General features: G+C 59.5%; 24 protein-coding genes and 1 riboswitch. Of the genes, 6 read left to right on the top strand and 18 right to left on the bottom strand.

Annotated features, from left to right (window positions below; all coding sequences use genetic code 11):
• Positions 1–237: 237 nt before the first annotated feature.
• From bioB to PY649_RS31975, 5 genes are read left to right on the top strand one after another with little or no spacing between them, the layout of a single operon-like run.
• Complete coding sequence (gene bioB, locus PY649_RS31995) at positions 238–1,221, top strand: biotin synthase BioB (protein WP_285872935.1); 984 nt, start codon at positions 238–240, stop codon at positions 1,219–1,221.
• The gene (locus PY649_RS31990; RefSeq protein ID WP_285872933.1) at positions 1,218–2,363 is read left to right on the top strand and encodes an 8-amino-7-oxononanoate synthase; all 1,146 of its coding nucleotides are present in this window, start codon (positions 1,218–1,220) and stop codon (positions 2,361–2,363) included. The genes bioB and PY649_RS31990 overlap by 4 nt, the downstream gene beginning before the upstream one ends.
• Positions 2,360–2,998 (top strand): dethiobiotin synthase, encoded by a 639-nt coding sequence (gene bioD, locus PY649_RS31985; protein WP_285872931.1) that lies wholly within the window; start codon positions 2,360–2,362, stop codon positions 2,996–2,998. The genes PY649_RS31990 and bioD overlap by 4 nt, the downstream gene beginning before the upstream one ends.
• The gene (locus tag PY649_RS31980; protein ID WP_285872930.1) at positions 2,995–4,263 is read left to right on the top strand and encodes an adenosylmethionine--8-amino-7-oxononanoate transaminase; all 1,269 of its coding nucleotides are present in this window, start codon (positions 2,995–2,997) and stop codon (positions 4,261–4,263) included. The genes bioD and PY649_RS31980 overlap by 4 nt, the downstream gene beginning before the upstream one ends.
• On the top strand, positions 4,260–5,249 hold the full coding sequence (locus PY649_RS31975) for a beta-ketoacyl-ACP synthase III (RefSeq protein ID WP_285872928.1): 990 nt from the start codon (positions 4,260–4,262) through the stop codon (positions 5,247–5,249). The genes PY649_RS31980 and PY649_RS31975 overlap by 4 nt, the downstream gene beginning before the upstream one ends.
• 146 nt (positions 5,250–5,395) lie before the next feature.
• On the opposite strand, the gene PY649_RS31970 is transcribed toward PY649_RS31975, so the two are convergent.
• The 3 genes from PY649_RS31970 to fixL form a co-directional block, all read right to left on the bottom strand.
• Positions 5,396–6,070: a helix-turn-helix domain-containing protein gene (locus PY649_RS31970; protein WP_432761446.1), complete on the bottom strand. Its 675-nt coding sequence runs from the start codon at positions 6,068–6,070 to the stop codon at positions 5,396–5,398.
• A 495-nt stretch (positions 6,071–6,565) separates the two neighbouring features.
• Positions 6,566–7,195 (bottom strand): response regulator FixJ, encoded by a 630-nt coding sequence (fixJ, locus tag PY649_RS31965; protein WP_120708917.1) that lies wholly within the window; start codon positions 7,193–7,195, stop codon positions 6,566–6,568.
• Entirely contained in the window at positions 7,182–8,732 is a 1,551-nt protein-coding gene (gene fixL, locus PY649_RS31960; protein ID WP_432761447.1) for an oxygen sensor histidine kinase FixL, read from the bottom strand. The genes fixJ and fixL overlap by 14 nt, the downstream gene beginning before the upstream one ends.
• A gap of 214 nt (positions 8,733–8,946) precedes the next feature.
• Between fixL and hemN the strand changes: the two genes are divergently transcribed.
• A complete protein-coding gene (gene hemN, locus PY649_RS31955) occupies positions 8,947–10,299 on the top strand; it encodes an oxygen-independent coproporphyrinogen III oxidase (RefSeq protein WP_285872927.1) in 1,353 nt (450 codons plus the stop codon).
• Between the two features lie 175 nt (positions 10,300–10,474).
• Here the strand turns inward: hemN and PY649_RS31950 are convergent, their stop codons facing one another.
• The 15 genes from PY649_RS31950 to PY649_RS31880 form a co-directional block, all read right to left on the bottom strand.
• Positions 10,475–10,699 (bottom strand): hypothetical protein, encoded by a 225-nt coding sequence (locus PY649_RS31950; RefSeq protein ID WP_285872925.1) that lies wholly within the window; start codon positions 10,697–10,699, stop codon positions 10,475–10,477.
• Positions 10,700–10,925: 226 nt separating this feature from the next.
• The gene (locus tag PY649_RS31945) at positions 10,926–11,537 is read right to left on the bottom strand and encodes a thiamine phosphate synthase (protein WP_285872924.1); all 612 of its coding nucleotides are present in this window, start codon (positions 11,535–11,537) and stop codon (positions 10,926–10,928) included.
• Positions 11,534–12,307 (bottom strand): thiazole synthase, encoded by a 774-nt coding sequence (locus PY649_RS31940; protein ID WP_285872923.1) that lies wholly within the window; start codon positions 12,305–12,307, stop codon positions 11,534–11,536. Before PY649_RS31940 ends, PY649_RS31945 begins: the two co-directional genes overlap by 4 nt.
• 3 nt (positions 12,308–12,310) lie before the next feature.
• Positions 12,311–12,508: a sulfur carrier protein ThiS gene (gene thiS / locus PY649_RS31935; RefSeq protein ID WP_285872922.1), complete on the bottom strand. Its 198-nt coding sequence runs from the start codon at positions 12,506–12,508 to the stop codon at positions 12,311–12,313.
• On the bottom strand, positions 12,508–13,479 hold the full coding sequence (gene thiO, locus PY649_RS31930) for a glycine oxidase ThiO (RefSeq protein ID WP_285872921.1): 972 nt from the start codon (positions 13,477–13,479) through the stop codon (positions 12,508–12,510). Before thiO ends, thiS begins: the two co-directional genes overlap by 1 nt.
• Position 13,480: 1 nt before the next feature.
• Positions 13,481–15,307 (bottom strand): phosphomethylpyrimidine synthase ThiC, encoded by a 1,827-nt coding sequence (gene thiC / locus PY649_RS31925; RefSeq protein WP_285872920.1) that lies wholly within the window; start codon positions 15,305–15,307, stop codon positions 13,481–13,483.
• Positions 15,308–15,399: 92 nt separating this feature from the next.
• Positions 15,400–15,532: riboswitch (TPP riboswitch) on the bottom strand.
• Positions 15,533–15,725: 193 nt separating this feature from the next.
• Entirely contained in the window at positions 15,726–16,406 is a 681-nt protein-coding gene (locus PY649_RS31920) for an OmpW/AlkL family protein (protein ID WP_120708909.1), read from the bottom strand.
• Positions 16,407–16,826: 420 nt separating this feature from the next.
• Positions 16,827–16,988: a cbb3-type cytochrome oxidase assembly protein CcoS gene (ccoS, locus tag PY649_RS31915; RefSeq protein ID WP_120708908.1), complete on the bottom strand. Its 162-nt coding sequence runs from the start codon at positions 16,986–16,988 to the stop codon at positions 16,827–16,829.
• Entirely contained in the window at positions 16,985–19,285 is a 2,301-nt protein-coding gene (locus PY649_RS31910) for a cation-translocating P-type ATPase (protein ID WP_285872919.1), read from the bottom strand. Before PY649_RS31910 ends, ccoS begins: the two co-directional genes overlap by 4 nt.
• Positions 19,282–19,767 (bottom strand): FixH family protein, encoded by a 486-nt coding sequence (locus PY649_RS31905; protein ID WP_285872918.1) that lies wholly within the window; start codon positions 19,765–19,767, stop codon positions 19,282–19,284. The genes PY649_RS31910 and PY649_RS31905 overlap by 4 nt, the downstream gene beginning before the upstream one ends.
• Positions 19,764–21,338, bottom strand: coding sequence for a cytochrome c oxidase accessory protein CcoG (gene ccoG / locus PY649_RS31900; protein WP_285872917.1), 1,575 nt, complete (start codon positions 21,336–21,338; stop codon positions 19,764–19,766). The genes PY649_RS31905 and ccoG overlap by 4 nt, the downstream gene beginning before the upstream one ends.
• Positions 21,339–21,713: 375 nt before the next feature.
• Positions 21,714–22,577 carry a cytochrome-c oxidase, cbb3-type subunit III gene (ccoP, locus tag PY649_RS31895; RefSeq protein WP_285872916.1) on the bottom strand — a complete coding sequence of 288 codons (864 nt, stop codon included), beginning with the start codon at positions 22,575–22,577 and terminating at the stop codon, positions 21,714–21,716.
• Between the two features lie 5 nt (positions 22,578–22,582).
• On the bottom strand, positions 22,583–22,732 hold the full coding sequence (locus PY649_RS31890) for a cbb3-type cytochrome c oxidase subunit 3 (protein ID WP_285872915.1): 150 nt from the start codon (positions 22,730–22,732) through the stop codon (positions 22,583–22,585).
• A 9-nt stretch (positions 22,733–22,741) separates the two neighbouring features.
• Complete coding sequence (gene ccoO / locus PY649_RS31885; RefSeq protein ID WP_120708903.1) at positions 22,742–23,473, bottom strand: cytochrome-c oxidase, cbb3-type subunit II; 732 nt, start codon at positions 23,471–23,473, stop codon at positions 22,742–22,744.
• An 11-nt stretch (positions 23,474–23,484) separates the two neighbouring features.
• Positions 23,485–24,031 (bottom strand): cbb3-type cytochrome c oxidase subunit I (locus tag PY649_RS31880; protein ID WP_285872914.1); only part of this gene is annotated, 547 nt, incomplete at its 5' end.

Raw genomic sequence — 24,031 nt, 5'->3', positions numbered from 1 at the left:
TGCGCAGCTTGTTGTCGCTCCAGTCGCTCCAACCCCGGATCGAGCAGCCTAATTTAAAGGCCGACGAATAGACCTTCGAGGAACTTCTGTCTCGGATCCGCCGCCGCGACCGTCCGCCTCACCTATTGAACCTTCGGCGGTCACCGCCATATGAGCCCCTTGCCTGGCAGGCTCACAGGATTATAGATAAATTCGGATTTTATCGATAATGATTCTGCAACGAGACGGAGATGCTTGATGGCTCAGCTGCGAACAAAGGATGGGCGCAAAGCCCTACGATTAGGTCATTCCGAAGCAGAAAAAATCTATAATTCTCCATTCAACGACCTACTGTTCCGCGCGCAGAGCGTGCATCGGGCGAACTTCAATCCCAACGCCGTGCAGATGAGCCGGCTTCTTTCGATCAAGACCGGTGGCTGCGCCGAGGACTGCGGCTACTGCAGCCAATCAGCACACTATCCAACGGGGCTTAAAGCGTCGAAGCTCATGGAGGTCGAGCGGGTTGTCGCCGAGGCGGCCAAGGCAAAAGAGGGCGGTGCAACGCGTTACTGCATGGGCGCTGCCTGGCGCAGCCCGAAGGAACGCGACATGGAGGCGATCGTTGCGATGGTTCGCGGCGTCAAGGCGCTCGGCATGGAGACCTGCATGACGCTTGGCATGCTGTCGACAGGGCAGAGCGCCGAACTCGCGGCTGCAGGCCTCGACTATTACAACCACAATATCGATACTTCCGAACGCTTCTACAGCGAGATCATCACCACCCGCACCTTCGCCGATCGACTGGAAACGCTTTCGAACGTACGCGACGCCGGGATCAAGGTCTGCGCCGGCGGTATCCTTGGCATGGGGGAAACGGCTGACGACCGCATCTCCATGCTGGTGACGCTCGCCAACCTGCCCTCGCCGCCGGAAAGCGTGCCCATCAACATGCTCATTCCGATCCCTGGGTCGAAGCTCGCCGATGCCGCGCCGATCGATCCCATCGAGTTCATCCGCACCATTGCGCTTGCGCGAATTCTGATGCCGCAATCCCATGTGCGCCTGTCGGCTGGTCGGACTGATATGAGCGACGAGACGCAGGCGCTCTGTTTCTTCGCCGGCGCCAATTCCATCTTCGTCGGCGATACGTTGCTGACCGCCGACAATCCGGGGGAGGACCGCGACACCGGCCTTTTCCGCCGCCTTGGCTTGAAGCCCATGGAACTGGAGCCGAGTGCATGACAGGCGCGGGACTCGCGCGGTATGGCCGGACATTGAACGGGCTTGAACGCAAGGGGCGGTATCGGGCCCTCCTGCCGCAAGGGGGCGTCGACTTCACCTCGAACGACTATCTGGCGCTCGCCAATTCTCCGCGCCTCAAGGCTGCCATCGCCGCAGCGATCGAACGGGGCGTGCCGGTTGGTGCCGGCGGCTCGCGGTTGCTGCGCGGCAACCATCCGGAGCATGAGGCGCTCGAAGCCGAGGCCGCCGCTTATTTCGGCGTGGAACGCTGTCTCTATTTTGGAAGCGGCTATGCCGCCAACGTCGCGCTCTTTTCGACCCTGCCGCAGCGGGATGACCTGATTGTTCATGACGTACTGGTACATGCGAGCGCGCATGAAGGCATCTCGGCAAGCAAGGCACCATCGGTCTCTGTGCCGCACAATGACGTCCAGGGCTTTGCCGAGGCCATTCAAAAATGGCGGACTGCTGGCGGCGCCGGCCATCCGTGGATTGCCGTCGAAAGCCTCTATTCGATGGATGGCGATCGGGCTCCTCTGACCGAGCTCGCCGAACTGGCCGATCGGCATGACGGCTTTCTGGTGATTGACGAGGCCCATGCGACGGGCGTTTTCGGTCGCGGTGGGCGCGGATTCGCCCACAGCCTGGAGAGCCGCGACAACATCGTCGTCCTCCACACCTGCGGCAAGGCGCTTGGTAGTAGCGGCGCGCTGGTCGGCGGTAGCGCGGTGCTATGCGACTATCTCATCAACCGGGCACGCGGCTTCATCTACTCGACCGCGCCATCGCCGCTCATGGCTGCGGGCGTGCGCCAGGCGTTGAGGGTTCTCGCCGACGAGCCCGAACGCCAGGCTTCTCTGGACGCGTTGCAGACATTCGCCAACGCAGAACTTGCTGCCGCCCTTGGCGCCGACGGTAGCGGCTCGCAGATCCTGCCGGTTCCGATCGGCGACAACGCCCTGTGCTTGAGGATCGCAGCGCGCATGCGTGACAAAGGCTTCGACATCCGCGCGATCCGGCCGCCGACAGTACCCGAAGGCACGGCAAGGCTCAGAATTGCCATCACGTTGAACGTCGACAGGACGACGATATCGCACATGTTCGCGCAGCTCGCCGCCGTTATCGCGGAGGAAAAACCGTGACGCTGAGGTTTGTGGTCACCGGCACCGACACGGGCATCGGCAAGACCGTTTTCTCGGCAGCCCTGACGGATGCGCTCGGCGCTTCCTATTGGAAGCCGGTGCAATCCGGCCTCGAAGGCGAAACGGACAGCGAGACGGTGCAGCAGCTTGGTCGGATACCGTCGGAGCGCATTATGCCGGAAGCCTATCGGCTGCGGACGCCGGCTTCGCCGCATCTTGCGGCCAGGATCGACGGCGTCCGGATAGAGGTCGAAGCCCTTATTCCGCCCTGCACCGATGCGCCGCTGATCATCGAAGGCGCAGGTGGATTGCTGGTGCCGCTCACCGAAGAGATCATCTTCGCAGACGTCTTTGCCCGCTGGCAAATACCTGTCGTCCTTTGCGCCCGCACGGGCCTCGGAACCATCAATCACACATTACTATCGCTGGAGGCGCTGCGCGCCCGGTCCATTCCAGTTTTCGGCGTCGCCTTTATCGGCGTTCAACAAGCGGATACGGAAAGCATCATCGCAAAGCTGGGGCAGGTCCGTTTACTCGGACGACTTCCAAAGCTCGATGCGCTCACACCGGAGCTTCTGCGGCAGGCCTTTAGCGAAAATTTCGACATAGATCTCTTCCGCAAGGAGCCGGCATGACGTCTTCGCCCGTATGGCATCCCTTTACGCAGCACGCGCTCGAACCCGTGATGAAGCGTATCGCAAAAACCGAAGGTGCCTATCTTGTGGACGAAGATGGCGCGGCCATTCTCGACGCCATCTCCTCCTGGTGGGTGATTACCCACGGCCACCGTCATCCGGTGATCATGGATGCGATCCGGCGCGCCTGCGAAACCTACGACCAGGTCATCTTCGCCGAATATACCCATGAACCGGCCGAAGAGCTGGCCAGAGGCTTGATCGAGGTCGCGCCTGCTGGGCTCAAGCACGTCTTCTATTCCGACAGCGGCTCCACCGCGGTCGAGGTGGCGCTGAAGATGGCGCTCGGCTTTTTCCATAACACGCAAAAGCCGCGCAGCCGCATCGTGGTGATGGAGCACAGCTATCACGGCGACACGATCGGCACGATGTCGGTCGGAGAGCGTGGTGTGTTCAACGCCGCTTACGAGCCGCTGCTTTTCGAAGTCGACAGGCTGCCCTTTCCGACGATCGGCGAGGAGCAGGCCACGCTCGATGCGTTCGAAGATGCTTGCCGGTCAGGCGAGGTGGCGGCGCTTCTCATCGAACCGCTCATTCTCGGAGCGGGCGGGATGAAAATCTATCGAGCCTCCCTGCTCACCGAGCTGAAGCGAATCGCCGAGCGATACGGCGCTCTGATGATCGCCGACGAAGTGATGACTGGCTGGGGCCGGACGGGCAGTCTGTTTGCCTGCGAGCAGGCGCATGTAACCCCTGATATACTCTGCACATCCAAGGGCTTGACGGGCGGCGCGCTGCCGCTGGCGGCAACGATCTGCAGCCGCGAGATATTCGATGCGCACCTCTCGTCGGACCGGCGCAAGACTTTCTTCCATTCCAGTTCCTATACCGCCAACCCTATCGCCTGCGCGGCGGCGGTGGCCAACCTGAAGATTTGGAAGACTGAACCTGTGGGTGAGCGCGTCGCAAAGCTCGCAGAGCGCCAAAGCGAGGGGCTCTCCCGCTTTGAAGGCGATCCGCGGTTTGACAATATTCGTCAGATCGGCACGATCGTCGCGCTTGATCTCGTCGTGCCGGAAGGCGGTTACCTCTCGGAGGTCGGGCCTCGCCTTCGGGCCTTCTTCCGTAAGCGAAGGCTGCTGATCCGTCCGCTGGGTAACGTCATCTATCTGATGCCGCCTTACTGCATTACCGCCGATGACCTTGGCCGGTCGTGTGACGCGATTGACGAGGCAGCGGGCCTTCTTGCGGCTGGGCGGCTATGAGGGGCGCGCGGTCATCTTCTCTGGCGGGCGTCGGCCACGCCGTACCCGATCGGCGCGTCGATAATGCCGAGATTGAAGCGCGGCTCGGCCTGGAGCCCGGCTGGATCGAGCGCCGGACCGGTATCCGCGCGCGCCACTGGGTTGACGATGCGGAGACGCTCAGCGGACTTGCGGCAAAGGCCGCTGAGGCTGCCCTTTGCGACTGCGGCATGGCGCGTGACGACATCGCGCTGACCCTGCTCGCCACATCGACGCCCGATCATCTGCTGCCACCCTCTGCCCCGCTGCTGGCGCATCGCCTTGGCCTTCAAAATAGCGGTGCGATCGATCTTGCCGGTGCATGTTCCGGCTTCCTCTACGCGTTGACGCTTGCCGACGGCTTTGTCCGCACGCAGGGACGGCCGGTCTTGGTCGTCGCGGCCAATATTCTTAGCCGGCGGATCAATCCGGCCGAACGGGCGAGCGCCGTTCTCTTCGCGGATGCCGCCGGCGCTGTCGTATTGGCGCCATCAAGCGATACGGAGAGGGGCATTCTAGGCGTGGACCTTGCCTCAGACGGAAGCCGTTATGATCTGATTTCCATTCCGGCCGGCGGCAGCAACAGGCCGTTCGCACCGGGTATGGCGGTGGAGGATTTCCTGATGACGATGCGCGACGGTCGCGAAATGTTCACGCAAGCGGTGGACATGATGGCGACCAGCGGCGCCCGCGCGCTCGCCGCCGCCCATCTGGATGCGGCAACGATCGACCGCTTCGTGCCGCATCAGGCCAACGCCCGCATTTTCGACGCCGTTACCGGCAGGCTTGGGATCGATCCGGGAAAAACTGTGCGGACGATCGAAACCTATGGAAATTCTTCCGCCGCGACGATCGCGCTCTCCCTGTCAGTATCGCATCGAGCCAAGCCGTTCGTTTCGGGGGAAAAGCTGCTACTGACGGCCGCAGGAGCCGGCCTGACCGGAGGTGCCGTCGTTTTTGGCACATAGCCCGGCAACATGATCCAGGTGAACGCATCCGAGAATGAAATCAGCTGATGCGCGTCCGCCGAACCATGTCCAAGACGAATGGTGGCACACAGGATGGAAGACAACCACCTGCTGCTGCGACCTGCAACGTGGCTGCATTGCACTGATCAACCGGCTCGTGCAGGCTCAGATGGCGAGGCGGCATCTCCACAGAGCGAACGAAGAGCATCGGGGTTCATAATGTAGACTATCCTCGCATGTCGCAGGGCGATGACGCTACGCTCCCTCAATTCGGTTATGGCGCGCGAAACCGTCTCGATTGTCAGGGCGAGATAGTCGGCAATATCCTGCCGCGACATGGCGAGTGTTAGCTGCCGAGTGCCTCCCAAGCGGTTGGAGAGATCTGTCAAAAATAAAGCGACCCGCTCAATGGCAGACTGCCGTCCGATAACCACCAGGTGTTCCTGAGCACGCTCCATGCCGTCTACCGCAAGCGCCAGAAGTTCCGGCAAATGCTGCTGGACAGGGCCTCGCTCAAACACCGCCATTCTTGTCTCGGCGATGGCTTCGGCAAAAAACCGATGCTGAGGGCCAGCTTCGAAGCCGAACATTTCCCCCGCAAGATGGAAGGAAACGACCTGGCGACCTCCGTTCGCGAAGACGCGGGATACCCGAACAGCTCCAGCAGAAACCTGAAAACACTTATCCGTGGCGTCGCCTTCTGCGTATATCTGTTCGCCACGCTGACACGTCACGATCGAGTGTGCTCTCGGTATTTGCGCCCTGACGATTTTCGCGGGCATCGCGCAACTCGGTACTGCGGGCTTAACATTGGCATGCATCTCATATCCCCCATCGTCCGGGGGAGCTTGCCGGTTCTTATCACGGTAATAAATTCGGTTTCATCACTAAGAAAAATTACTTAGTCGCAACGCTGGACGGTCTCATTGCCACTTTATCCATATCCGCTTTAAGACCTGTTCGTCATTGGAAGCGGCCGCTCACAACCGTCCTGAGATCGATTTGGTCGGAAGGACCAGGGCAGCCTGGCCGCCACTGCGGGCGCTCAATCGATAAGCAGATGGCATGTCACCGCAGTTTCTGCAGAAATTCCGCGCGACTGGCTCGATCTCATGCTGACGTCCGGTCGCATGACGCGCTTTTTTCGAGGAGTTTCTCGGTCCGAGACATCGCAGGACCTAGGTGAATAATCCTTCAACTTTAAGCGCACGGGCCAAGGGCAGGATCACCGGAGATCCCAACGGTTCCCCGGAGATCAAGCATTGTCATTCCGTTTTGCATTAAGGGCTTGCGCTAGAATGCCGCGTACGGCGAGATCAAGGCCGCGAAGACGGCTCGAAGTCGACAGCGAGAGCCATGCGGACAAGATGCGGAAGGTTTTTTGCTTTCATTTTCGACATCACGCTGGCGCGATGAACGTCCACCGTACGACGGCTAATGTCCAGGTCATGTGCGATCGATTTGTTCGGACAGCCGGCCACCACAGCAAAGAGCACCTGGCGCTCCCTTTTGCTCAGGGTTCGGACGCGTGCTTGAATGGAGGCGATCTCGTCGACATTAGCATCAGGGCCGCGCAAACGCTCTGAGGCTCGTTCGATCGCCTCTATTATTACGCTGTCCTCGAAAGGTTTCTCTATGAAGTCGAGTGCACCCGCTTTCATGGCTTCGACCGCCACCGGCACATCGCCATGTCCGGTGACCACGATGGAAGGAATGGGGATCTTTTTCACGCCAAGTTGGCGGATGAGATCAAGACCTGACATCTCGGGCATCCTGAGGTCAGTGATAAGAATTCCCCTGTGGACGTGCGGGGCGAAGGAAAGAAACGAGATGGCCGATTGATGCGCCTTAACGGCATAGCCGTTCATGGCCAGTATGAAGACGAACGATTTGCGCATCGGCTCCTCATCGTCGACGATATGAATCGTAAAGTCAGTTGGTTTCATCCGTTTTTCCTTCCACATAGGTGGGAAGCGTGAACTGGAAGGTGGCTCCACCAGCAGCGTTTTTTGAGACTGTCATTTCACCTCCATGGGCTTCGACAATACGTTTCGAGATCGAAAGGCCGATCCCCATCCCACTCGCCTTGGTCGTGACGAACGGCTTGAAGAGCTCCGCGGCAATTTCTTCCGGAATGCCTCCGCCGGTGTCTTCCACGATGACGGCGACTTCGCCCGCTTCGGTTGGCATCGTGCGGATAGTGAGCTCGCGATGCTCGACGTGGCGCATTGCCTCTATGGCGTTTCGCATCAAATTGATGAGGACCTGCTCGACCTGAACACGATCGACCATCACCATCTCAGCGCCGGGCACGTATTCGAATACAGTCCTGATGCCGTTTTCGCGGCAACCGACAAGCGCCAGCGCGCCTGCTTCCTTCACCACTTTGCGAATGTCTTCGGGTGCCCTTTCCGTATCACCTTTCGTGATAAGCTCCCTGAGATGTTTGATGATCTGTCCCGCCCGAAGGGACTGACTTGCGATCTCCTGTAGAGCATCTCTCATCTCCGTTGCGACGGTGTTGTTCCTGTCGCGCAAGAGCCTCGTGCATCCACAAGCGTAATTTGCGATCGCCGACAGAGGCTGGTTCAGCTCGTGCGCAAGGATAGATGCCATTTCGCCCATTTCGCCCAAACGGGCCAATCTCGCCAATTCCGCCTGGATGCTTTCGAGGCGGGCGGCAGATTCTTCTCGCTCCGTCAGATCTCTTATGAAGCCGGTGAAAAACCGTTCACCGCCCGATTCCATCTCGCCCACGGTGAGCTTCAAGGGAAAGGTCGATCCATCATTTCTTCGCCCAACGACGACGCGATCGATGCCGATGATGCGCTTCTCGCCGGTTTTAAGGTACCGTTGCATGTAGCCGTCGTGGTCGCCTCGATGAGGTTCGGGCATTAATATTCGCAGGTTCTCGCCGATGACTTCCTGTTCTGCATACCCGAACTGCCGGATGGCGGCGGTGTTGAAGGAAACAATCGTGCCATCGCTGGTACTGACCACCGCAGCGTCGGGCACTGTGTCCAATATCGATCTCAGATGCGCATCGCGGGCTGTGACGACAGTCTCAAACTTGACGATGGCGTGTCTCGTCGCCTGCAGCGCCTCTCCCAGGCAAGCAATCAGCAGCACCGATGCGCCGAAGAAAACCAATTCGACAACAGTCGGATCGGCGGCATCGTGCAGTCGCTGAACAAACACAGCCGAGGCAAGCGACGCGCCCGCGGAAAGAACAATCGGTTTCAAGCCGCCGACCATTGCGACGATCAGAATAGCGGGAGTAAACGACAACAGAGTTAGGTTGTCGCTGATGAACTGCGATAGGGCCAATCTCAGTGCGAGAACGCCTAACGGTGCCGCCACGATAATATAGCCGGCGATCGGTTTGCCTCGCCACCTGACGAACATCTTACCGATTCGCGTGGTCCTACCAACGCTTTGTGAACGCACTCCGCCATCCACCAGAGGATTAGGTGCTGTCGCCATGCCGAGCCTCTCGACTGTCAGAGCAAGATTGAGCCGAACGATCTTCATTGACTAACCGCGGCTCCCATCATCATTCGCATGTGGGTCGGCGTACGACCGCAGAACATAAATCAAGAGAAGTCCGAAACACTTTTTGTTGTCGATCAAAGAGCTATGCAAAGCGCGTGCCTAAGATGCCACGCATTCCCAACCGCTCTCTGTAGAAGGATTTCGAATGCAATCGGCTCTTATTGTAAAATATGGCGAGGAGCGCCTGCCCCGCTACACTAGCTACCCGACATCGCCGTGCTTCACACCCGATGTTGATGACAGCACCTATGGCGACTGGCTTACCGCCGTCCCGCTGGAGAAGGCGGCATCGCTTTACGTGCACATACCGTTTTGTCGGTCGATGTGCTGGTACTGCGGCTGTCACACGACGATCACGCGCGGCGACCGGCCGATCGTCGACTATCTGCAAATGCTGCGCGAGGAGATATGCCTTGTATCTGCAAGGACGAAAGCGCCGATCAATATCGACCACCTACATTTCGGTGGGGGAACGCCAACAATCATGGGGCCGAAAAAATTGCTAGGGCTGATTGAGCTTCTGCATGAGCATTTCAGTTTCACCGATTCCACCCAAATCGCGTTGGAAATCGATCCGAGGACGCTAGATCAAGAGATGGCGACGGTTCTCGGAGAAGCGGGGATACACCGAGCAAGCGTCGGGGTGCAGACCTTCGATCCAGTGGTGCAGAAGGCGATCAACCGTATCCAAAACATTGAACAGACGATGCAGGCGGTTTCTCACCTGCGTCGGGCGGGCGTCGATAGCATCAATTTCGATCTTGTGTATGGCCTGCCACACCAGACGGTCAAATCCTGCATCGAGACGACCAAGGCCGCAATCGAGATGTGTCCTGACCGTTTCGCAGTCTTCGGCTATGCGCACGTACCTTCCTTCAAAAAGCATCAGCGACTGATCGACGAAGTCGCGCTCGCCGACGCGGAAAGCCGCATTGCCCAGGCAGAGGCAATCGCGGAAAACCTTCTTGCAGCCGGCTATCGCCGCATTGGGATCGACCATTTCGCTCGGCCAGGCGACAGTCTGGCGATTGCGCAGGCAAACGGACAACTGCACCGCAACTTTCAGGGCTATACGACCGACGCATGTGAAACGCTCATCGGGTTCGGTGCGTCGGCGATTGGCCGCATGGCAGGTGGCTACGTTCAGAATGAGATACACCCCGGTCGCTATGCGAAGCGGATTGTATCCGGGCGTTTGGCCATAACGAAAGGCTACCGCTCGTCGGCCGAGGATCGACTGCGGGCAAGCGTCATCGAGCGCCTGATGTGCGACTTCCAAGTCGACGTCCCGGCGTTGGCTGCTGTAAAGGGCTTGGAGTCCGGCGCACTTCTCGACGGTAATGTCAGGCTTGCCATGCTAGAGGCCGACGGAGTTCTTGAAAACACGGGCGGCGTCATTCGTTTGCGGGAAGAAGGGCGATTCCTGATCCGCGCCGTTGCTGCCGCTTTCGATTCGTACCTGCTGCAATCGGCGCGGAACTACAGCAAGACGGCTTAAAGTTCTTCTCTGCACTGCCGGAATCATACCGGGGAAAGGGGACGGGAGCGGCTTCGACGTGTCAGTTATACCGCCGGCAAGCCGCTTGGTTTTCAAAGCGGCTTGCCGGGGCCGGACGAAGAGTTGTTGGCAGCCATCTTGCGCTGGCACCAACGAACGCGGATGGAACCGAAAACTAATTTGCCGCAACTCTTCGAGCGAGAGCCATCACATAGTCTTCTGCGATATCTGCCAAGGTCAAAGCGACCTCGGATTCCTTCCAACCGGCGGCAACAGCCGTTAGCACGAACTCTCGAAATGCCCCGGTCAGTACCTCCTCGCGCTCGACAACGCGATAGGGGTCATTCGCGGCGTGCTGAGGGGCGCTGATCTTTATTGTTGTCGGTCGGATAGGTGTCATTGAGACGTCCCCCTGAAGGTATGACTTATTGCAGATTTGTCCTGCACCTCTGTCTTAACGGCATCGCTATTATGCTTCTTTTCTAAAAGGTTAGGCGGGGTGTGTCGTTAGCCATGCATCCGGGAATTTGCCGGAGCGTCCATTTTTGTAATTGCTGGTTCGAAATTCTTCGCTTTAGGTGTGGGGGCTGTGTCCCGACGCTGCGGCCACAAACGCCGGATGACGTTCACGGATACCTCAAGGTCTTGGTTGTTGCGATCCATTGCCTGGTTTTCTGTTCCGGATTCTCGCTCAAGACAATATCGGTCACGACTGCTGCACTATCGGCCCCATTTTCAAACACGCCGGCAATGCGCTCCACGGTCAGCCCGCCAATGGCGACAAGCGGCAGGGGGCCGATGCGGCTCTTCCAGTCGCGGATCCGGTCGAGCCCCTGCGGCGCCCAGGCCATGGCCTTGAGAATGGTGGGATAGATCGGACCGAGCGCGATATAGTCCGGGCGCACCGCAAGCGCTGCCGCTAACTCCGCCTCGTCATGCGTCGAAAGTCCGAGCTTCAAGCCGGCCTCGCGGATGGCGGCAAGATCGGCCGCCGCCAGATCCTCCTGGCCGAGATGGACGAAATCGCAGCCTTCCTCGATCGCGAGCTGCCAATAGTCGTTGACGATCAGCTGGCATCTATGCGTCGCGCAGACTGCTTTTGCCCGCCGGATGTCTATGCGTATATCCGGTAGCGTTCGTTCCTTGATGCGCAGTTGCACCAGTTTGACACCCAGCGGCACCAGCCTTTCGATCCAGGCGGCACTATCGACGATCAGGTAGAAGGGATCGAGCTTCACGCGAAAACCGCCTTTCCGATAATGGGTGTCGACGGAACCGCCATGTCGCGCGGCTCCAGCATGCCGGCGCCGAATGCCTGTCGGCCGGCCTCAATGGCCTTGGCGAAGGCTTCCGCCATGGTGGCGGGATCAACCGCGCCGGCGACCGCGGTGTTGAGAAGGACCGCATCGAAACCCAGCTCCATCACCGTCGTTGCATGTGACGGGCGACCGATGCCCGCGTCGACGATCAGCGGCACATCTGGAAAATGCGCGCGCATGGATCGAAGGGCGGAAAGATTGAGCGGCCCCGCCGCGGTGCCGATCGGCGCGCACCAGGGCATCAACACCTTGCATCCCGCCTCCAGCAGCCGCTCGGCCACCACCAGATCGTCGGTCGTATAGGGAAAGACCTCGAAACCTTCACTAACGAGAACTCGCGCCGCTTCCACCAGCGCGAAGACATCCGGCTGCAGCGTATCGTGATTGCCGATCACCTCCAGCTTGATCCAATTGGTCTGAAACACCTCGCGCGCCATCTTGGCCGTCAGCACGGCCTCGGATACGCCATGGCAGCCGGCCGTGTTGGGAAGAACGCGGACGCCGAGCGCCCGGATCATGTCGAAAAATGCGCCGCCATTGCGCCCGCCGGCTGTTTCCCGGCGCAACGACACAGTGACGATCTCCGTCTCGGATTGCTTGACCGCCTCGGCCAGGACGGCCGGTGAGGGATAACGCGCCGTGCCGAGAAGAAGGCGCGACCCCACCTGGGTTCCATAGAGATCAAGCATGGGTCAGCCTCCCTGCATCGGGGTCAGGATTTCGATCCTGTCATTGTCGTTCAGAAGATGATCGTCGCGATCCTCGCGATGAACGAGTTCACCGTTGACGGCGGTCGCCAGCCATTCGCCCTCATAGGCGAGCGCGGCCAGAAGCTGCGAAAGTGTGGTTGCGGCAATCGTCTCGAGTTCACCGTTTATGATCAGGCGCATCAGCGGCTCCTTTGCTTCGTTGGCCCGGAAAAGACCATGTCCGCGGCTTCAGCCGCCATGGTCGGTGCCAGTAAAAAACCGTGGCGATAAAAACCATTGAGGAAGATGACATTGCCCTCCCGCATTACGCGGGGAAGGTTGTCTGGAAAGGCCGGGCGTATGCCGGTGCCGGTTTCGACGATGGCGGCATCGGCGAAAGCGGGATGCAACGCGTAGGCGGCGTTCAGCAGCTCCATCAGCGAGCGGGCGGTGATCTGCCCTTGGAAGTCCGTTTCGATCATTGTCGCGCCGACCAAGAACAAGCCCTTGCCGCGCGGCACGATATAGACCGGAAAACGCGGATGCAGCAGGCGGACAGGTCGCGCAAGGGCGACCTCCTCCGTCTGCAGATAGAGCATCTCGCCCCGCACACCTCGCAACTCCCGGCTTTTACCGATGCGAGCGGCCCCGGTGCAATCGACGATGTCAGGGAACTCGCCGTCATCCGCGATTTCATTGACGAAGGTCACGCCCTTCGCCAACAAATCCGCTTTCAGAGAACATAACGCCTCGCGCGCGTCCAGATGGGCTTCCTGCGGAAAGAACAAGCCTTGCCGGAAGCGAACGGCAAGCCAAGGCTCGAGGACGGGGATTTCGTCTTCGTCTACCCAACGATAACCCGTCGTGCGGCCAGCGAATCGCTTCAGCTCGCTTTGATCCCGGTTCGGCGCGACGACAAGCGTTCCGTTGCGAACGACCTTGCCCGGTAAAATCGCCTCCCATCGGTCGGCGGAATCCCGACCGCGTTCGAGGACGGCCTCCTCGGCGCTTTCCCGTTCGCACCATGGCGCCAGCATGCCGCCGGCGAGCCAGGAGGCTGCCCGGTCGAAATTCTGGCTGGGATCTACGATTGTGACCTCAGCACCGCGAGCATGCAGTTCGTGAGCCACCGTGAGGCCGGCGACACCGGCTCCTTTGACGAGGATACGCATGTCACTCGGCCGGATGTGCGGTTTCATCGATCGGTATGTAGAGGTCGCCGCCCTCCCGGTATTTCGCCGCCATCGCTTCCAGTCCTTCCTTCTGCGCCTCGGCGCGGATGTCGTGCGAAATCCGCATGGAGCAGAATTTCGGGCCGCACATCGAGCAGAAATGCGCAACCTTGTGGGCTTCCTTCGGTAGGGTTTCGTCATGGAAGCTGCGGGCGGTATCGGGGTCGAGCGACAGGTTGAACTGGTCCTCCCACCGGAATTCGAAGCGGGCGCGCGACAATGCATCGTCGCGGATACGGGCGGCCGGATGCCCCTTAGCGAGATCTGCCGCATGCGCCGCTATCTTGTAGGTGATCACGCCCGTCTTGACGTCGTTGCGGTCCGGGAGGCCGAGGTGCTCCTTCGGGGTGACGTAGCAGAGCATGGCCGTGCCGAACCAGCCGATCATCGCCGCGCCGATACCGGAGGTAATGTGATCGTAGCCCGGCGCGATATCGGTCGTCAGCGGTCCGAGCGTGTAGAAGGGCGCCTCGCCACAGACGGCGAGCTGCTTGTCCATGTTTTCCTTGATCTTGTGCATCGGTACATGGCCGGGCCCTTCGATCATCACCTGGCAATCCCTGGCCCAAGCGATCTTCGTCAGTTCGCCCAGCGTCTCGAGTTCGGCAAACTGCGCGGCGTCGTTGGCATCGGCGATCGAGCCGGGTCGCAGGCCGTCGCCGAGTGAGAAGGAGACGTCATAGGCCCGGCAGATGTCGCAGATCTCCTCGAAATGCTCGTAAAGGAAGCTCTCCCTGTGGTGATGCAGGCACCATTTGGCCATGATCGAACCGCCGCGCGAGACGATGCCGGTCACGCGATTGACGGTCAGCGGGATGTAATGCAGTCGTACGCCAGCATGGATCGTGAAATAGTCGACGCCCTGTTCGGCCTGCTCGATCAGCGTGTCGCGATAGACCTCCCAGGTCAGCTCCTCGGCAATGCCGCCGACCTTTTCAAGCGCCTGATAAAGCGGCACGGTGCCGATCGGCAGCGGCGAGTTGCGGATGATCCATTCGCGGATGTTGTGGATGTTGCGGCCGGTCGATAGGTCCATAACGGTGTCGGCGCCCCAGCGAGCCGCCCAGACCATTTTCTCGACTTCCTCGGCCATGGAGGAGGTGACGGCGGAATTGCCGACATTGGCGTTGATCTTCACCAAAAAATTCCGGCCGATGATCATCGGCTCGCTTTCGGCGTGATTGATGTTGGCCGGGATGATCGCCCGGCCGGCTGCGACCTCCTGGCGGACGAATTCCGGGGTTACATGATCCGGAATATGGGCGCCGAAGCTCTCGCCATCGCGAATCAGGGCTTCAGCCTTCGCCTTGCGGCCGAGATTTTCGCGGATGGCGATGAATTCCATTTCCGGCGTGATGATGCCGGCGCGTGCATAGGCGAGCTGGGTGACCGCCTTGCCGTCTCTGGCCCGCAGCGGCTGGCGCTTGGCCGGAAATTCCGGTGTCAGCCGCTCGCCAGTCACAAAGCCGTTGTCTTCGGGACGCACATGCCGGCCTTCATAGGCCTCGACATCGCCGCGGCCGAGCACCCAATCGCGGCGCAGTTGCGACAGGCCCTGTTCGATGCGAATATCTGCTCCCTCGACGGTATAGGGGCCGGAGGAATCATAGACGACGACAGGCGGCTCGCCCGAGGTCGGATGGACGCTGATCTTGCGCATCGGTACGCGGATGTCGGTGTGAATGTCTCCCGGAATGTAGATCTTCCGCGACGCCGGCAGCGGGCCGCTGGTGACGGTCGGGGTGAGGTTCTTTGCGGCAATGGTCATGGTTTGAGGCTCCAAGTTGCAGTTGGAGACCCAGTCAATCAGCCGGAATGATGGAAAGACGCCGGCATGGAATCCACGTGGGAATCCGAAGCCTTCGAGCGCTTGCACCGTCCCTACGCCAGTATGAACTGGATCAGGTTCAACGGGTCACTGCGCCCACAATCGGCAAAGCCGTATTGTTCAGCAGTATCTCAGCCCCTTGCCGGGACCCCCCTGGTGAATGGGAAGATGCTAATGCTTGCCAGATGAAGCTGTCAAGCCGGCAGCGATCTGCGTTGATTGGTCCTGCATGCTCTCCATTTGACGAACCTTTCGGGAGGCGTGGTAGAAGCTGCTGCTTGCAATGTCGTTCTTGACCATATCGCAAGCGCTTCTTCTATCGCAAAAGGGGTTGCTGGTCGCCCAGAAGCTTCATCGACTAGAAACGATAGGTCACGCCGGCGCCGAGCAGCCATGGATCGAGCTTAGCCTTGCCACTGACGCCAGCGCCACCGACATTGGCATCGAAATCAGGCCTCAGGAATATTTTTTTCGCGTCGAAGTTCATGCCCCAATGGTCGTCGATCATATAGTCGAAGCCAGCCTGCAGGGCGACACCGAATGTGTTTTTGACATCGAGGCTGCGCGCAGTTTTTCCTGACTGGTTGTAGAAGACCGTGTAGTTGACGCCGGCGCCGACATAAGGCCGAAAAGCGCCAAGCTCGGTGAAATGGTATTGTAACGTGAGCGTTGGCGGTAGCAGCCAGGTCTTGCCAATCTCGCCAAGCGCTGAAATCGAGCCGCCGCCATGGACCTTGGCGTAAGTGGTACCGAGGATGAGTTCCGCAGCGATATTCTCGGTGAAGAAATACGAGATATCGAATTCTGGTATGATCGTGTCCGAGAAGGAAAGATCCGAACCCGGCAATCCGTCGACGCGTCCAGAATCGGTGGTGACAACACCAAGCGCCCGCAGCCGCATCTGCCATGGGCTACGGTTCGCCACCGCGCGGATGGGAGCCTTAGCTTGTGGTGTCGGCAGATCGGCAGCTTCTGCAGTGCTAACGGCAACCAATGCTGCGGCAGCGACGATGGCACGTGCGATGTCGTTGGAAGTCATCCTTGTCTCCTTCGATCCGAAATTCGTTCAGTCGAGGAGCAGTAGCATCGGCTGGCTCGCCATGATTTGAGGCGGCTCAACTAAAGGAGATTAGTCTGTTTATCGCGGACAAACCCGCTCCTCCTGTGGCAGTTTCGCAACAATAAGACACGTGAAAAGGTGCTTGCTGCGGCGAATTTGGCGCAACAGTAGCAAGGACGGCGGGAAAGCCCTTTTGCTGCGGCTTGACGGTATAGTTTCGTGTTTGGCATGAGACGAGATCGACTATTCCCAGGCGATCGGAAAGCCGCGGGCAACATCAACCCGGTTTCGGCTGGTCATTGCGGAAGCAGGCTGTTCGAGCGGGACCGTCGGTGATTCCCGGCACTTGCGAAACCAAGGCAATTTTATTCCTTGTCAACAGTGCTCGCTATTCTCGTTTTATTGCTCCTCATCGGGTGCATCACCCTCATTCCCTAGAATGCGCCAGGAAGCGCCTTCCAAATCGTCATACTGCCCGCTCTCAAGCGACCACAGAAATGCTCCAATGCCAAGCGCACCCATGAACAAAGCAAGCGGGATCAAATAGATCAGCACGCTCATGAAATGGAGACCTCCTTCTGCGGGGCGGGATCGGCAGCACGAGCCTCGCATACCAACCGAACTCGCCACCCATTCAGGCGCAATGTATTCGTCACGACTATCAGCGAAGAGCAGGACATTGCGATGGCTGCGACAAGCGGCGTGGCATGGCCCGCGATGGCGATGGGAACAGCGAGCAAGTTATAACCGATGGCAAGTGCGAAGTTCTGTCGGATCAAGGTAGTTGCTGTTCGCGCAAGTGAGATTGCTTCGGGAACCGCGTCGAGCCGGTCGTTAAGGAATACGAGGTCCGCAGCCTGCCGGCCGATGTCGGAAGCGGTCGCGGGCGCCATCGACACATGTGCTGCCGCCAGCGCCGGCGCGTCGTTGATGCCGTCGCCAACCATCATGACCCTGTTGCCGGCCTCGCTCAAACGGGCACACTCCTCCACCTTCTGCTTCGGATTGGATTCGGCAATCCACCGATCCATATGCAATGCTCGTGCCGTCGCCGCGACCACGGCTTGCCGGTCGCCGGACAGGATCATTGTCTGCAATCCCGCGCGACTAAGTTCGCCAATAGCCTCGGCTGCCCCGGGGCGAAGCGTGTCTTCGAAGTAGAAACGGGCGACTTCGATGCCATTCCTCGACAGCACGACCTCGCAGAGCGAGCCATCGGCTTCTTTTTCTTCGCGCGGCGGGATCAAACAAGCGAACCCCGTATTGCCGAGACGATATAGGCCGGCGGTGGTTTCGACCTCGAGGCCCGCGCCCGGAATCTCGACAACGCTGTCGAACCGTTGCCCGTTGCCACCGGCACTCCGCAGCAACGCCAGGGAGAGCGGATGGCGGGAATGCTCTGCAAGACCGGCCGCGATCGCCTTTTCCTCCGGCCCCACCTCCACCATCTCGACGAGCCGTGGCTGGCCCGTCGTCAACGTACCGGTCTTGTCGAACACGACGGTATCGATTTCAGCGAGCCGCTCCAAAGCGGACCCGTCCTTGATGATGATGCCGCGGCGAAACAGGCTGCCCGCGGCAACGACCTGGACGACTGGCACCGCTAATCCAAGCGCGCAAGGACAAGTGATGATCAGCACCGCGACCGCGACAAGCATGGCATGCTTCCAATCTCCGCCAAGGAAGCCCCAGGCAAGAAAGGAAACCAGCGCAAGCAAATGAACTGCCGGAGCGTAAAGGCTTGCCGCACGATCCGCGATCCTGCGATAGCGCGCCCTGCCCGCTTCTGCCGCCTCCATAAGGTTTATTATTTCTGCAAGCAGCGAGTTTTCCGCCGTCTTCGTCGCGCGAATGGTCAATGACGCCATGAGGTTCATCGCGCCCGATCTCACCTCCGCGCCGTTCGCGACGGCAACTGGCGTACTTTCGCCCGTGACGACGGTGAGATCCAGCTCGCTCGTGCCGGCGGTCACGACGCCATCGACAGGGATGCGTTCGCCCGCGCCAATGAAGACGCGATCACCGATGCGGATATCCTCAATCGCGGTGTAGCGCTTGCTGCCGTCGGCGGCTATTACCGGCGCGCCGCGTGGCGCAAGCCTCGCCAGGCTGTTGACGGCAGCCCGCGCCTTTTGCCGCATCATGTAATCGAGCGTGCGGCCGATAAGCAGGAAGAACAGCAACGACACGGAGGCGTCGAACCATGCGTGCTCCCCGTGGTGGATCGTCTCCGACAGTGAGACCGCATAGGAAAGCGTAACGGCCAGCGAGATCGGCACGTCCATGTTGGTGCGCCCGTGCTTCAGAGCATTCCAGGCAGATTGGAAAAAGAAGCGCCCGCCATAGATCAGCGCCGGTGCAGCGATCATCGCGGAGATCCAATGGAACAGGTCACGGGTTGCCGCATTCGCGCCAGACCAGACAGATACGGACAGCAGCATGATGTTTACGGCTGCAATGCCGGAGACGCCGACAGCCAACAGCAATTGATTGCGCAGGCTGTCGGGCTGGTTCGATGCCAAGGCGGACGTGAAGAGGTGGACGCGATGGCCTGTGCCCATAATCGAGGACAGAATACCGTTAGGATCGACCGGCGCGTCCCCCAATCGCTCGATATAGATGCAAGTGACTCGCCGGGCGGTAAGGTTGACCCGGGCATGCTTTACATAGGGAAGTTTCTGCAACGCCCGCTCGATCGTCGAGATGCAGGCACCACAGTGCGCATCGGGAACGCTGAGGTCAAGTTGACGCAATCCATCCCCCAACGGATGGCTCGCAAGAGCGATCTCTTCAGCACTGAAAGAACGATAGCTCGATAGTCCCAATGTGCTTTCGGCGTCCATGGTGCGACAAGTCATTGCCCAAACTCCGCCGTATCGATGCGCACGGCTTCGTGCATCACCGTGACCTCTTTCTTTCGGGAAATGATTTCCACGATCCAGTCGCCTGGCTGAACGTGATGCGCGGCCCGGAAATGGCCTTCATCCTCTTTCACCAGATCCAGTCGGAAATCCTCGTGATCGCCGACCGGTCTCCTGAATTTCAGCGTAACGTCATCGACCGTTGCCGGCGATCCGTCGCGATTGTAAATATCATAGTGGATGACGTCGCTGCGGACGGACAGATTACCGGAAATGCCGCCGGCGGCCATCGCGCGCATAGCCGCTGCCTTACCGTTGAATTCCTGGCTTGCGACATAGGTGTTTTCAACCACGAGCCCGCTCCATTTCGTAGACGCAAGAATTGCCATCGTAACGTTCACTCCAATGACCACGGCGAAGAACGCGGCCGTGACGACCAGCATGTGACGGCCGGTAAACGTGCGGGCTGCGGCTCTCATTTGCGTATGTCCGGTGTATTGAAGGTGGCATGGTAAGTTGCCCTGTCCTTTTGATTTTCGCCCTCTACGACAAACAGGAATTCGCTGGCGGCCGCAGCCCTTGCGTGTTGTGTCACGTACGCCTTGAACGTGGTGACCTGGTCCGCAGGTGCCTCGACGCTGAAGCTGCGTCCGCCTTCCTTCGACAGTTCCGGGATTTTCATCGTCGCGCCATCCAGGCCCTCGAGCCGAATTTCGATCTTGCGCGGCATCGGCACCATGTTGAGCACACGAAGCGAATACCCATTGCGGATCGAGCCGTCCGATTCCAGGACGTATTGCGGATTCCGATCATGGAGCACGTTCAGTTCCAGCCGTTCGCGCAGCGCCAAATGTGCGAGCATGGCCGCACCGATCGAAGCCCACATCGCTGCATAAAAAATGACGCGCGGCCTGAAGATCACCCGCCAGTTGAAATGCTTGATCTCCTCAACAAAGCTGCCGTCAGCATTTCTGATGAGATTAGGCTGCGCCAGGCTCCTTCCGCTATTGGTCGCAATACCTGCATTTGCCGTGTAGTCGCGCAGGGTTGCATACGAGATCAGAGCGCGTGGCTTGCCGACCTTATCCATCACGCCATCGCAGGCGTCGATGCATAAGGCGCAAGTTATGCACTCCATCTGCTGGCCGTCGCGGATGTCTATCCCCATCGGACAGACTGCGGCGCAAGCGTTGCAGTCCACGCAATCGCCGACTGCCCGGCCCGCTGCCTGCGTCTTCTTGCCGGGCCGGGAGCGAGGCTCTCCGCGCCAGTCGTTATAGGTGACGACAAGGGAGTTTTCGTCGAGCATGGAGGCCTGTATACGCGGCCAGGGGCACATATAGATGCAGACCTGCTCCCTCATCAGCCCGCCAAGGGCATAGGTCATCAAGGTGAGAACCGCGACGGTGACGTAGGCAACGTCCGGCGCGTCTCCTTGGACTAAAGCGGATGCAAGAGAAGGCGCGTCCGCGAAATAGAAGATCCACGCGCCGCCGGTAAGAGCGCCGATCAGCATCCATATGGAGTGCTTGGCAATCCGCTTCGCAATCTTTTTCGACGTCCAAGGGGCCGCATCGAGTTTCCTGCGCGCGTTGCGCTCTCCTTCGATCGCCCGCTCGACGACGAGGAAAAGATCAACCCATACTGTCTGGGGACAGGCGTAGCCGCACCAGGCTCTGCCTACGACGGAGGTCAGGAGAAAAAGGCCGAAGCCGGCCATCACCAGCAGGCCTGCGACATAGTAAAACTCTTGCGGCCATATCTCGATCGAAAAAAAGAAGAAGCGACGGGACCCAAGGTCGAAAAGGATTGCCTGATCCGGAGCATAAGGCCCGCGCTCCCAGCGGATCCAGGGCGAAAGATAATAGATGCCGAGCGTAATCAAAAGGACGATCCATTTGAACCGTCTGAACCGGCCGTGCGCCCGTTTCGGAAACACTTTCTTTCGCGGCGCATAAAGCGGTTGGCGATTGCGCCGGGCGCAAGCGTCGTCGATACTTGGCCGTTCGGCGCGATCGTCACGTGGGCTGGGAGCCGTGTTGAGGTTCATCGCATGCCACCCTGATGATGATCCTCATCTCACATTGGACGAGCCGAGCGTTCTTGACACAAGGCTGGGAGAGAAGAGCGAGCCGTCGGCTCAATCAAAAGGAGAGCCACACTCCGGGAGGGGTGTGGCTCGGAGGAACTACGGGGGAGAAGCCCGCAGGGACGTCCTCCAGCGCCGGATAATATCAGCTTGCGATCCTGCAATCTTTGCGTGAAATCAAAACGTGGCCAAAATTTCCAATCTCGCAGATAGGCTTTTGACCGCTAGAACCCAACGGCTATGTTCAAATGGAAATTTGTTTGTGATCGATGCTGACGACGTCGCGCGTCGGACGCGAAGAGGATTGTATAATGCTGAGTTTTTCTTTGTTTCTTTCTATTTTCCGCCGCCCAACGAATGGACGAATACCGTCAGCTCCTTCACGATGGGGCCACCCAGGCGGGCCAACCACGCGGGCATGACGCCGTGTTTCGGCAGGCTCACTTGGTGAATGATCGCCTCCTCCCCCCGCCCCTTGAGCCAGATCGCGTCGGCGAGATTCGGTGCCCCGATCTCCTGATTGCCCCTGTCGTCTTCGCCATGGCAGACGGCGCAATTTTCGAGGAAAACCTGCTTGCCGGCTTCGGCCCAAGCCGGATCGAAAGCCGTGTTCGTCAATCCCCAAACGTAGGCAGCGACCTGGCGGATTTGCGTGCGTTCGAGTACATCACCGAAGGCCGGCATCTCGGATACATGCGTTTCGGCATCCGCCTCGAAGCGGATGCCGTGAGCGATGGTCTGTTGAATGGCGGAAAGATTGCCGCCCCATAGCCAGTCGTCGTCGTTCAGATTAGGGAATCCCGGGCCGCCTGTCGCACCGGAGCCATGGCATGGTGCGCAATTGACCTTGAACGCCGACGCGCCACCGGCGATCGCAAACGCGCGCAATTTAGGATCGGCATCGATTTCTTCGACGGATTTTGAGGCGATCAGAATATCGAATCGGGCCTGCTCACGCTTGGCTCTGTCCAGTTCCTGCTGCAGTTCGGCCCGGCTCGAAAAACCAAGGACTTTCTCGGTGGCATCACCGAACGAGGGTATGGGGAGATAGGCGATTGCGTAGCCAACAGCCCACAGGATCGTGGCGCAGAACGTCCACACCCACCATCGGGGCATCGGATTATTCAGCTCGCGAATGCCATCCCACTCATGACCGGTTGTCTCGACGCCGCTGATTTCGTCTATATGCTTCTCCGACATCTCGTTCATTCCCTCAAAGGTATGTCAGCGGCGTCAGCGACGATCCGTTTGCTGCCTGGCCGGAAGGCGAAGACAATCGCTCCCGTGAAGAACAGCACCATTGCCAATAGCCCCCAGCTGTCGGCGAAGTGACGCAATGCAGTATAGGTCTCCATGTGATCACCTCAGCGATAACCGGTTGCATCGTCGTATGTCGAAAAGTCAACCAGAGTGCCGAGCATCTGGAGGTAGGAGACCAGTGCATCCATTTCCGTCAGTCTTGTGGGATCGCCATCGAAGTCACCCACCTTTGCTTTCGGGTAGCGCGCGAGCAGATCGGTCGTGTTGGCGTTCGGATCGGCCTGCGCGCGCATGTCGGCCTCGGCGTTTGCCAGCATGTCGGCGGTATAGGGCACGCCGACGTCCTCATTGGCCTTCAGGTCCATGCCGATGTCCTTGACCGTGACGTCCCGGTCCTTGAGGAAGGCATAGGTCGGCATGATCGATTCCGGGACGACCGCGCGCGGATTGGACAGATGCTGCACGTGCCATTCATTGGAATAGCGCTCGCCAACACGTGCCAGGTCCGGTCCCGTGCGTTTCGAACCCCATTGAAACGGATGGTCGTACATCGATTCAGCCGCGAGCGAGTAGTGGCCGTAGCGTTCAACCTCGTCGCGGAAGGGACGGATCATCTGGCTGTGGCACAGATAGCATCCTTCGCGGATGTAGATGTTTCGCCCGGCGAGCTCGAGTGGCGTGTAGGGCCGCATGCCTTCCACCTTCTCGATCGTGTTCTGAAGATAAAACAGCGGTGCAATCTCGACGATACCGCCTATGCTGACGACCAGGAGCGATCCGACGAGCAGCAGCGTGGCACTTTTCTCAAGAATCTGGTGTTTTGCGATTATAGACATCCGGTTTGATTTCACTCCGCAGCCTTGGCGATGAATGCGCCTGGGATCGCGGCTTCGTCACGCTGGTAACCACGGATCGTCATCGCGACATTGAAGGCCATGACCACGCCGCCGGCCAGGTAAAGGCCGCCGCCGACCGCGCGCAGCAGGTAGTAGGGAAACATCGCCGCGACCGTTTCCGCGAACGAATAAACCAAGAAGCCCTGGCTGTTATATTCGCGCCACATCAGGCCCTGCTGGATGCCGGCGACCCAGAGAGCTGCCGCGTAGATGACGATGCCGAGAGTGGCGAGCCAGAAGTGCCAGTTGACCATGCGCAGACTGTAGAGCCGCTCGCGGCCCCAAAGCGTCGGCGTCAGGTGGTAGACGGCGCCGAACGTGATCATGCCGACCCAGCCGAGGGCGCCGGAATGAACATGGCCAATCGTCCACTCGGTATAGTGGCTGAGGGAGTTGACGGTCTTCACGGACATCATCGGCCCCTCGAAGGTCGACATGCCGTAGAAGGCGATGGCGACAATCATCATGCGGATGATCGGGTCGGTGCGGATCTTGTCC

The sequence above is a fragment of the Rhizobium mayense genome (genome assembly GCF_030272705.1).
In the GTDB taxonomy this organism is placed as follows: domain Bacteria; phylum Pseudomonadota; class Alphaproteobacteria; order Rhizobiales; family Rhizobiaceae; genus Rhizobium; species Rhizobium mayense.
This window is presented reverse-complemented; position numbering and strand designations above follow the sequence as displayed.

What these genes read in the sequence shown, in the direction of transcription:
- ccoO (WP_120708903.1), bottom strand. Translation starts at nt 23,473, where the DNA reads ATGTCTATAATCGCAAAACACCAGATTCTTGAGAAAAGTGCCACGCTG.
- PY649_RS31905 (WP_285872918.1), bottom strand. Translation starts at nt 19,767, where the DNA reads ATGAGAGCCGCAGCCCGCACGTTTACCGGCCGTCACATGCTGGTCGTC.
- thiO (WP_285872921.1), bottom strand. Translation starts at nt 13,479, where the DNA reads ATGCGTATCCTCGTCAAAGGAGCCGGTGTCGCCGGCCTCACGGTGGCT.
- bioB (WP_285872935.1), top strand. Translation starts at nt 238, where the DNA reads ATGGCTCAGCTGCGAACAAAGGATGGGCGCAAAGCCCTACGATTAGGT.
- PY649_RS31975 (WP_285872928.1), top strand. Translation starts at nt 4,260, where the DNA reads ATGAGGGGCGCGCGGTCATCTTCTCTGGCGGGCGTCGGCCACGCCGTA.
- ccoP (WP_285872916.1), bottom strand. Translation starts at nt 22,577, where the DNA reads ATGTCGGAGAAGCATATAGACGAAATCAGCGGCGTCGAGACAACCGGT.
- PY649_RS31910 (WP_285872919.1), bottom strand. Translation starts at nt 19,285, where the DNA reads ATGACTTGTCGCACCATGGACGCCGAAAGCACATTGGGACTATCGAGC.
- PY649_RS31940 (WP_285872923.1), bottom strand. Translation starts at nt 12,307, where the DNA reads ATGCTTGATCTCTATGGAACCCAGGTGGGGTCGCGCCTTCTTCTCGGC.
- PY649_RS31980 (WP_285872930.1), top strand. Translation starts at nt 2,995, where the DNA reads ATGACGTCTTCGCCCGTATGGCATCCCTTTACGCAGCACGCGCTCGAA.
- PY649_RS31990 (WP_285872933.1), top strand. Translation starts at nt 1,218, where the DNA reads ATGACAGGCGCGGGACTCGCGCGGTATGGCCGGACATTGAACGGGCTT.
- PY649_RS31970 (WP_432761446.1), bottom strand. Translation starts at nt 6,070, where the DNA reads ATGCATGCCAATGTTAAGCCCGCAGTACCGAGTTGCGCGATGCCCGCG.
- fixJ (WP_120708917.1), bottom strand. Translation starts at nt 7,195, where the DNA reads ATGAAACCAACTGACTTTACGATTCATATCGTCGACGATGAGGAGCCG.
- PY649_RS31890 (WP_285872915.1), bottom strand. Translation starts at nt 22,732, where the DNA reads ATGGAGACCTATACTGCATTGCGTCACTTCGCCGACAGCTGGGGGCTA.
- ccoS (WP_120708908.1), bottom strand. Translation starts at nt 16,988, where the DNA reads ATGAGCGTGCTGATCTATTTGATCCCGCTTGCTTTGTTCATGGGTGCG.
- thiC (WP_285872920.1), bottom strand. Translation starts at nt 15,307, where the DNA reads ATGACCATTGCCGCAAAGAACCTCACCCCGACCGTCACCAGCGGCCCG.
- PY649_RS31920 (WP_120708909.1), bottom strand. Translation starts at nt 16,406, where the DNA reads ATGACTTCCAACGACATCGCACGTGCCATCGTCGCTGCCGCAGCATTG.
- fixL (WP_432761447.1), bottom strand. Translation starts at nt 8,732, where the DNA reads ATGGCGACAGCACCTAATCCTCTGGTGGATGGCGGAGTGCGTTCACAA.
- thiS (WP_285872922.1), bottom strand. Translation starts at nt 12,508, where the DNA reads ATGCGCCTGATCATAAACGGTGAACTCGAGACGATTGCCGCAACCACA.
- hemN (WP_285872927.1), top strand. Translation starts at nt 8,947, where the DNA reads ATGCAATCGGCTCTTATTGTAAAATATGGCGAGGAGCGCCTGCCCCGC.
- ccoG (WP_285872917.1), bottom strand. Translation starts at nt 21,338, where the DNA reads ATGAACCTCAACACGGCTCCCAGCCCACGTGACGATCGCGCCGAACGG.
- PY649_RS31950 (WP_285872925.1), bottom strand. Translation starts at nt 10,699, where the DNA reads ATGACACCTATCCGACCGACAACAATAAAGATCAGCGCCCCTCAGCAC.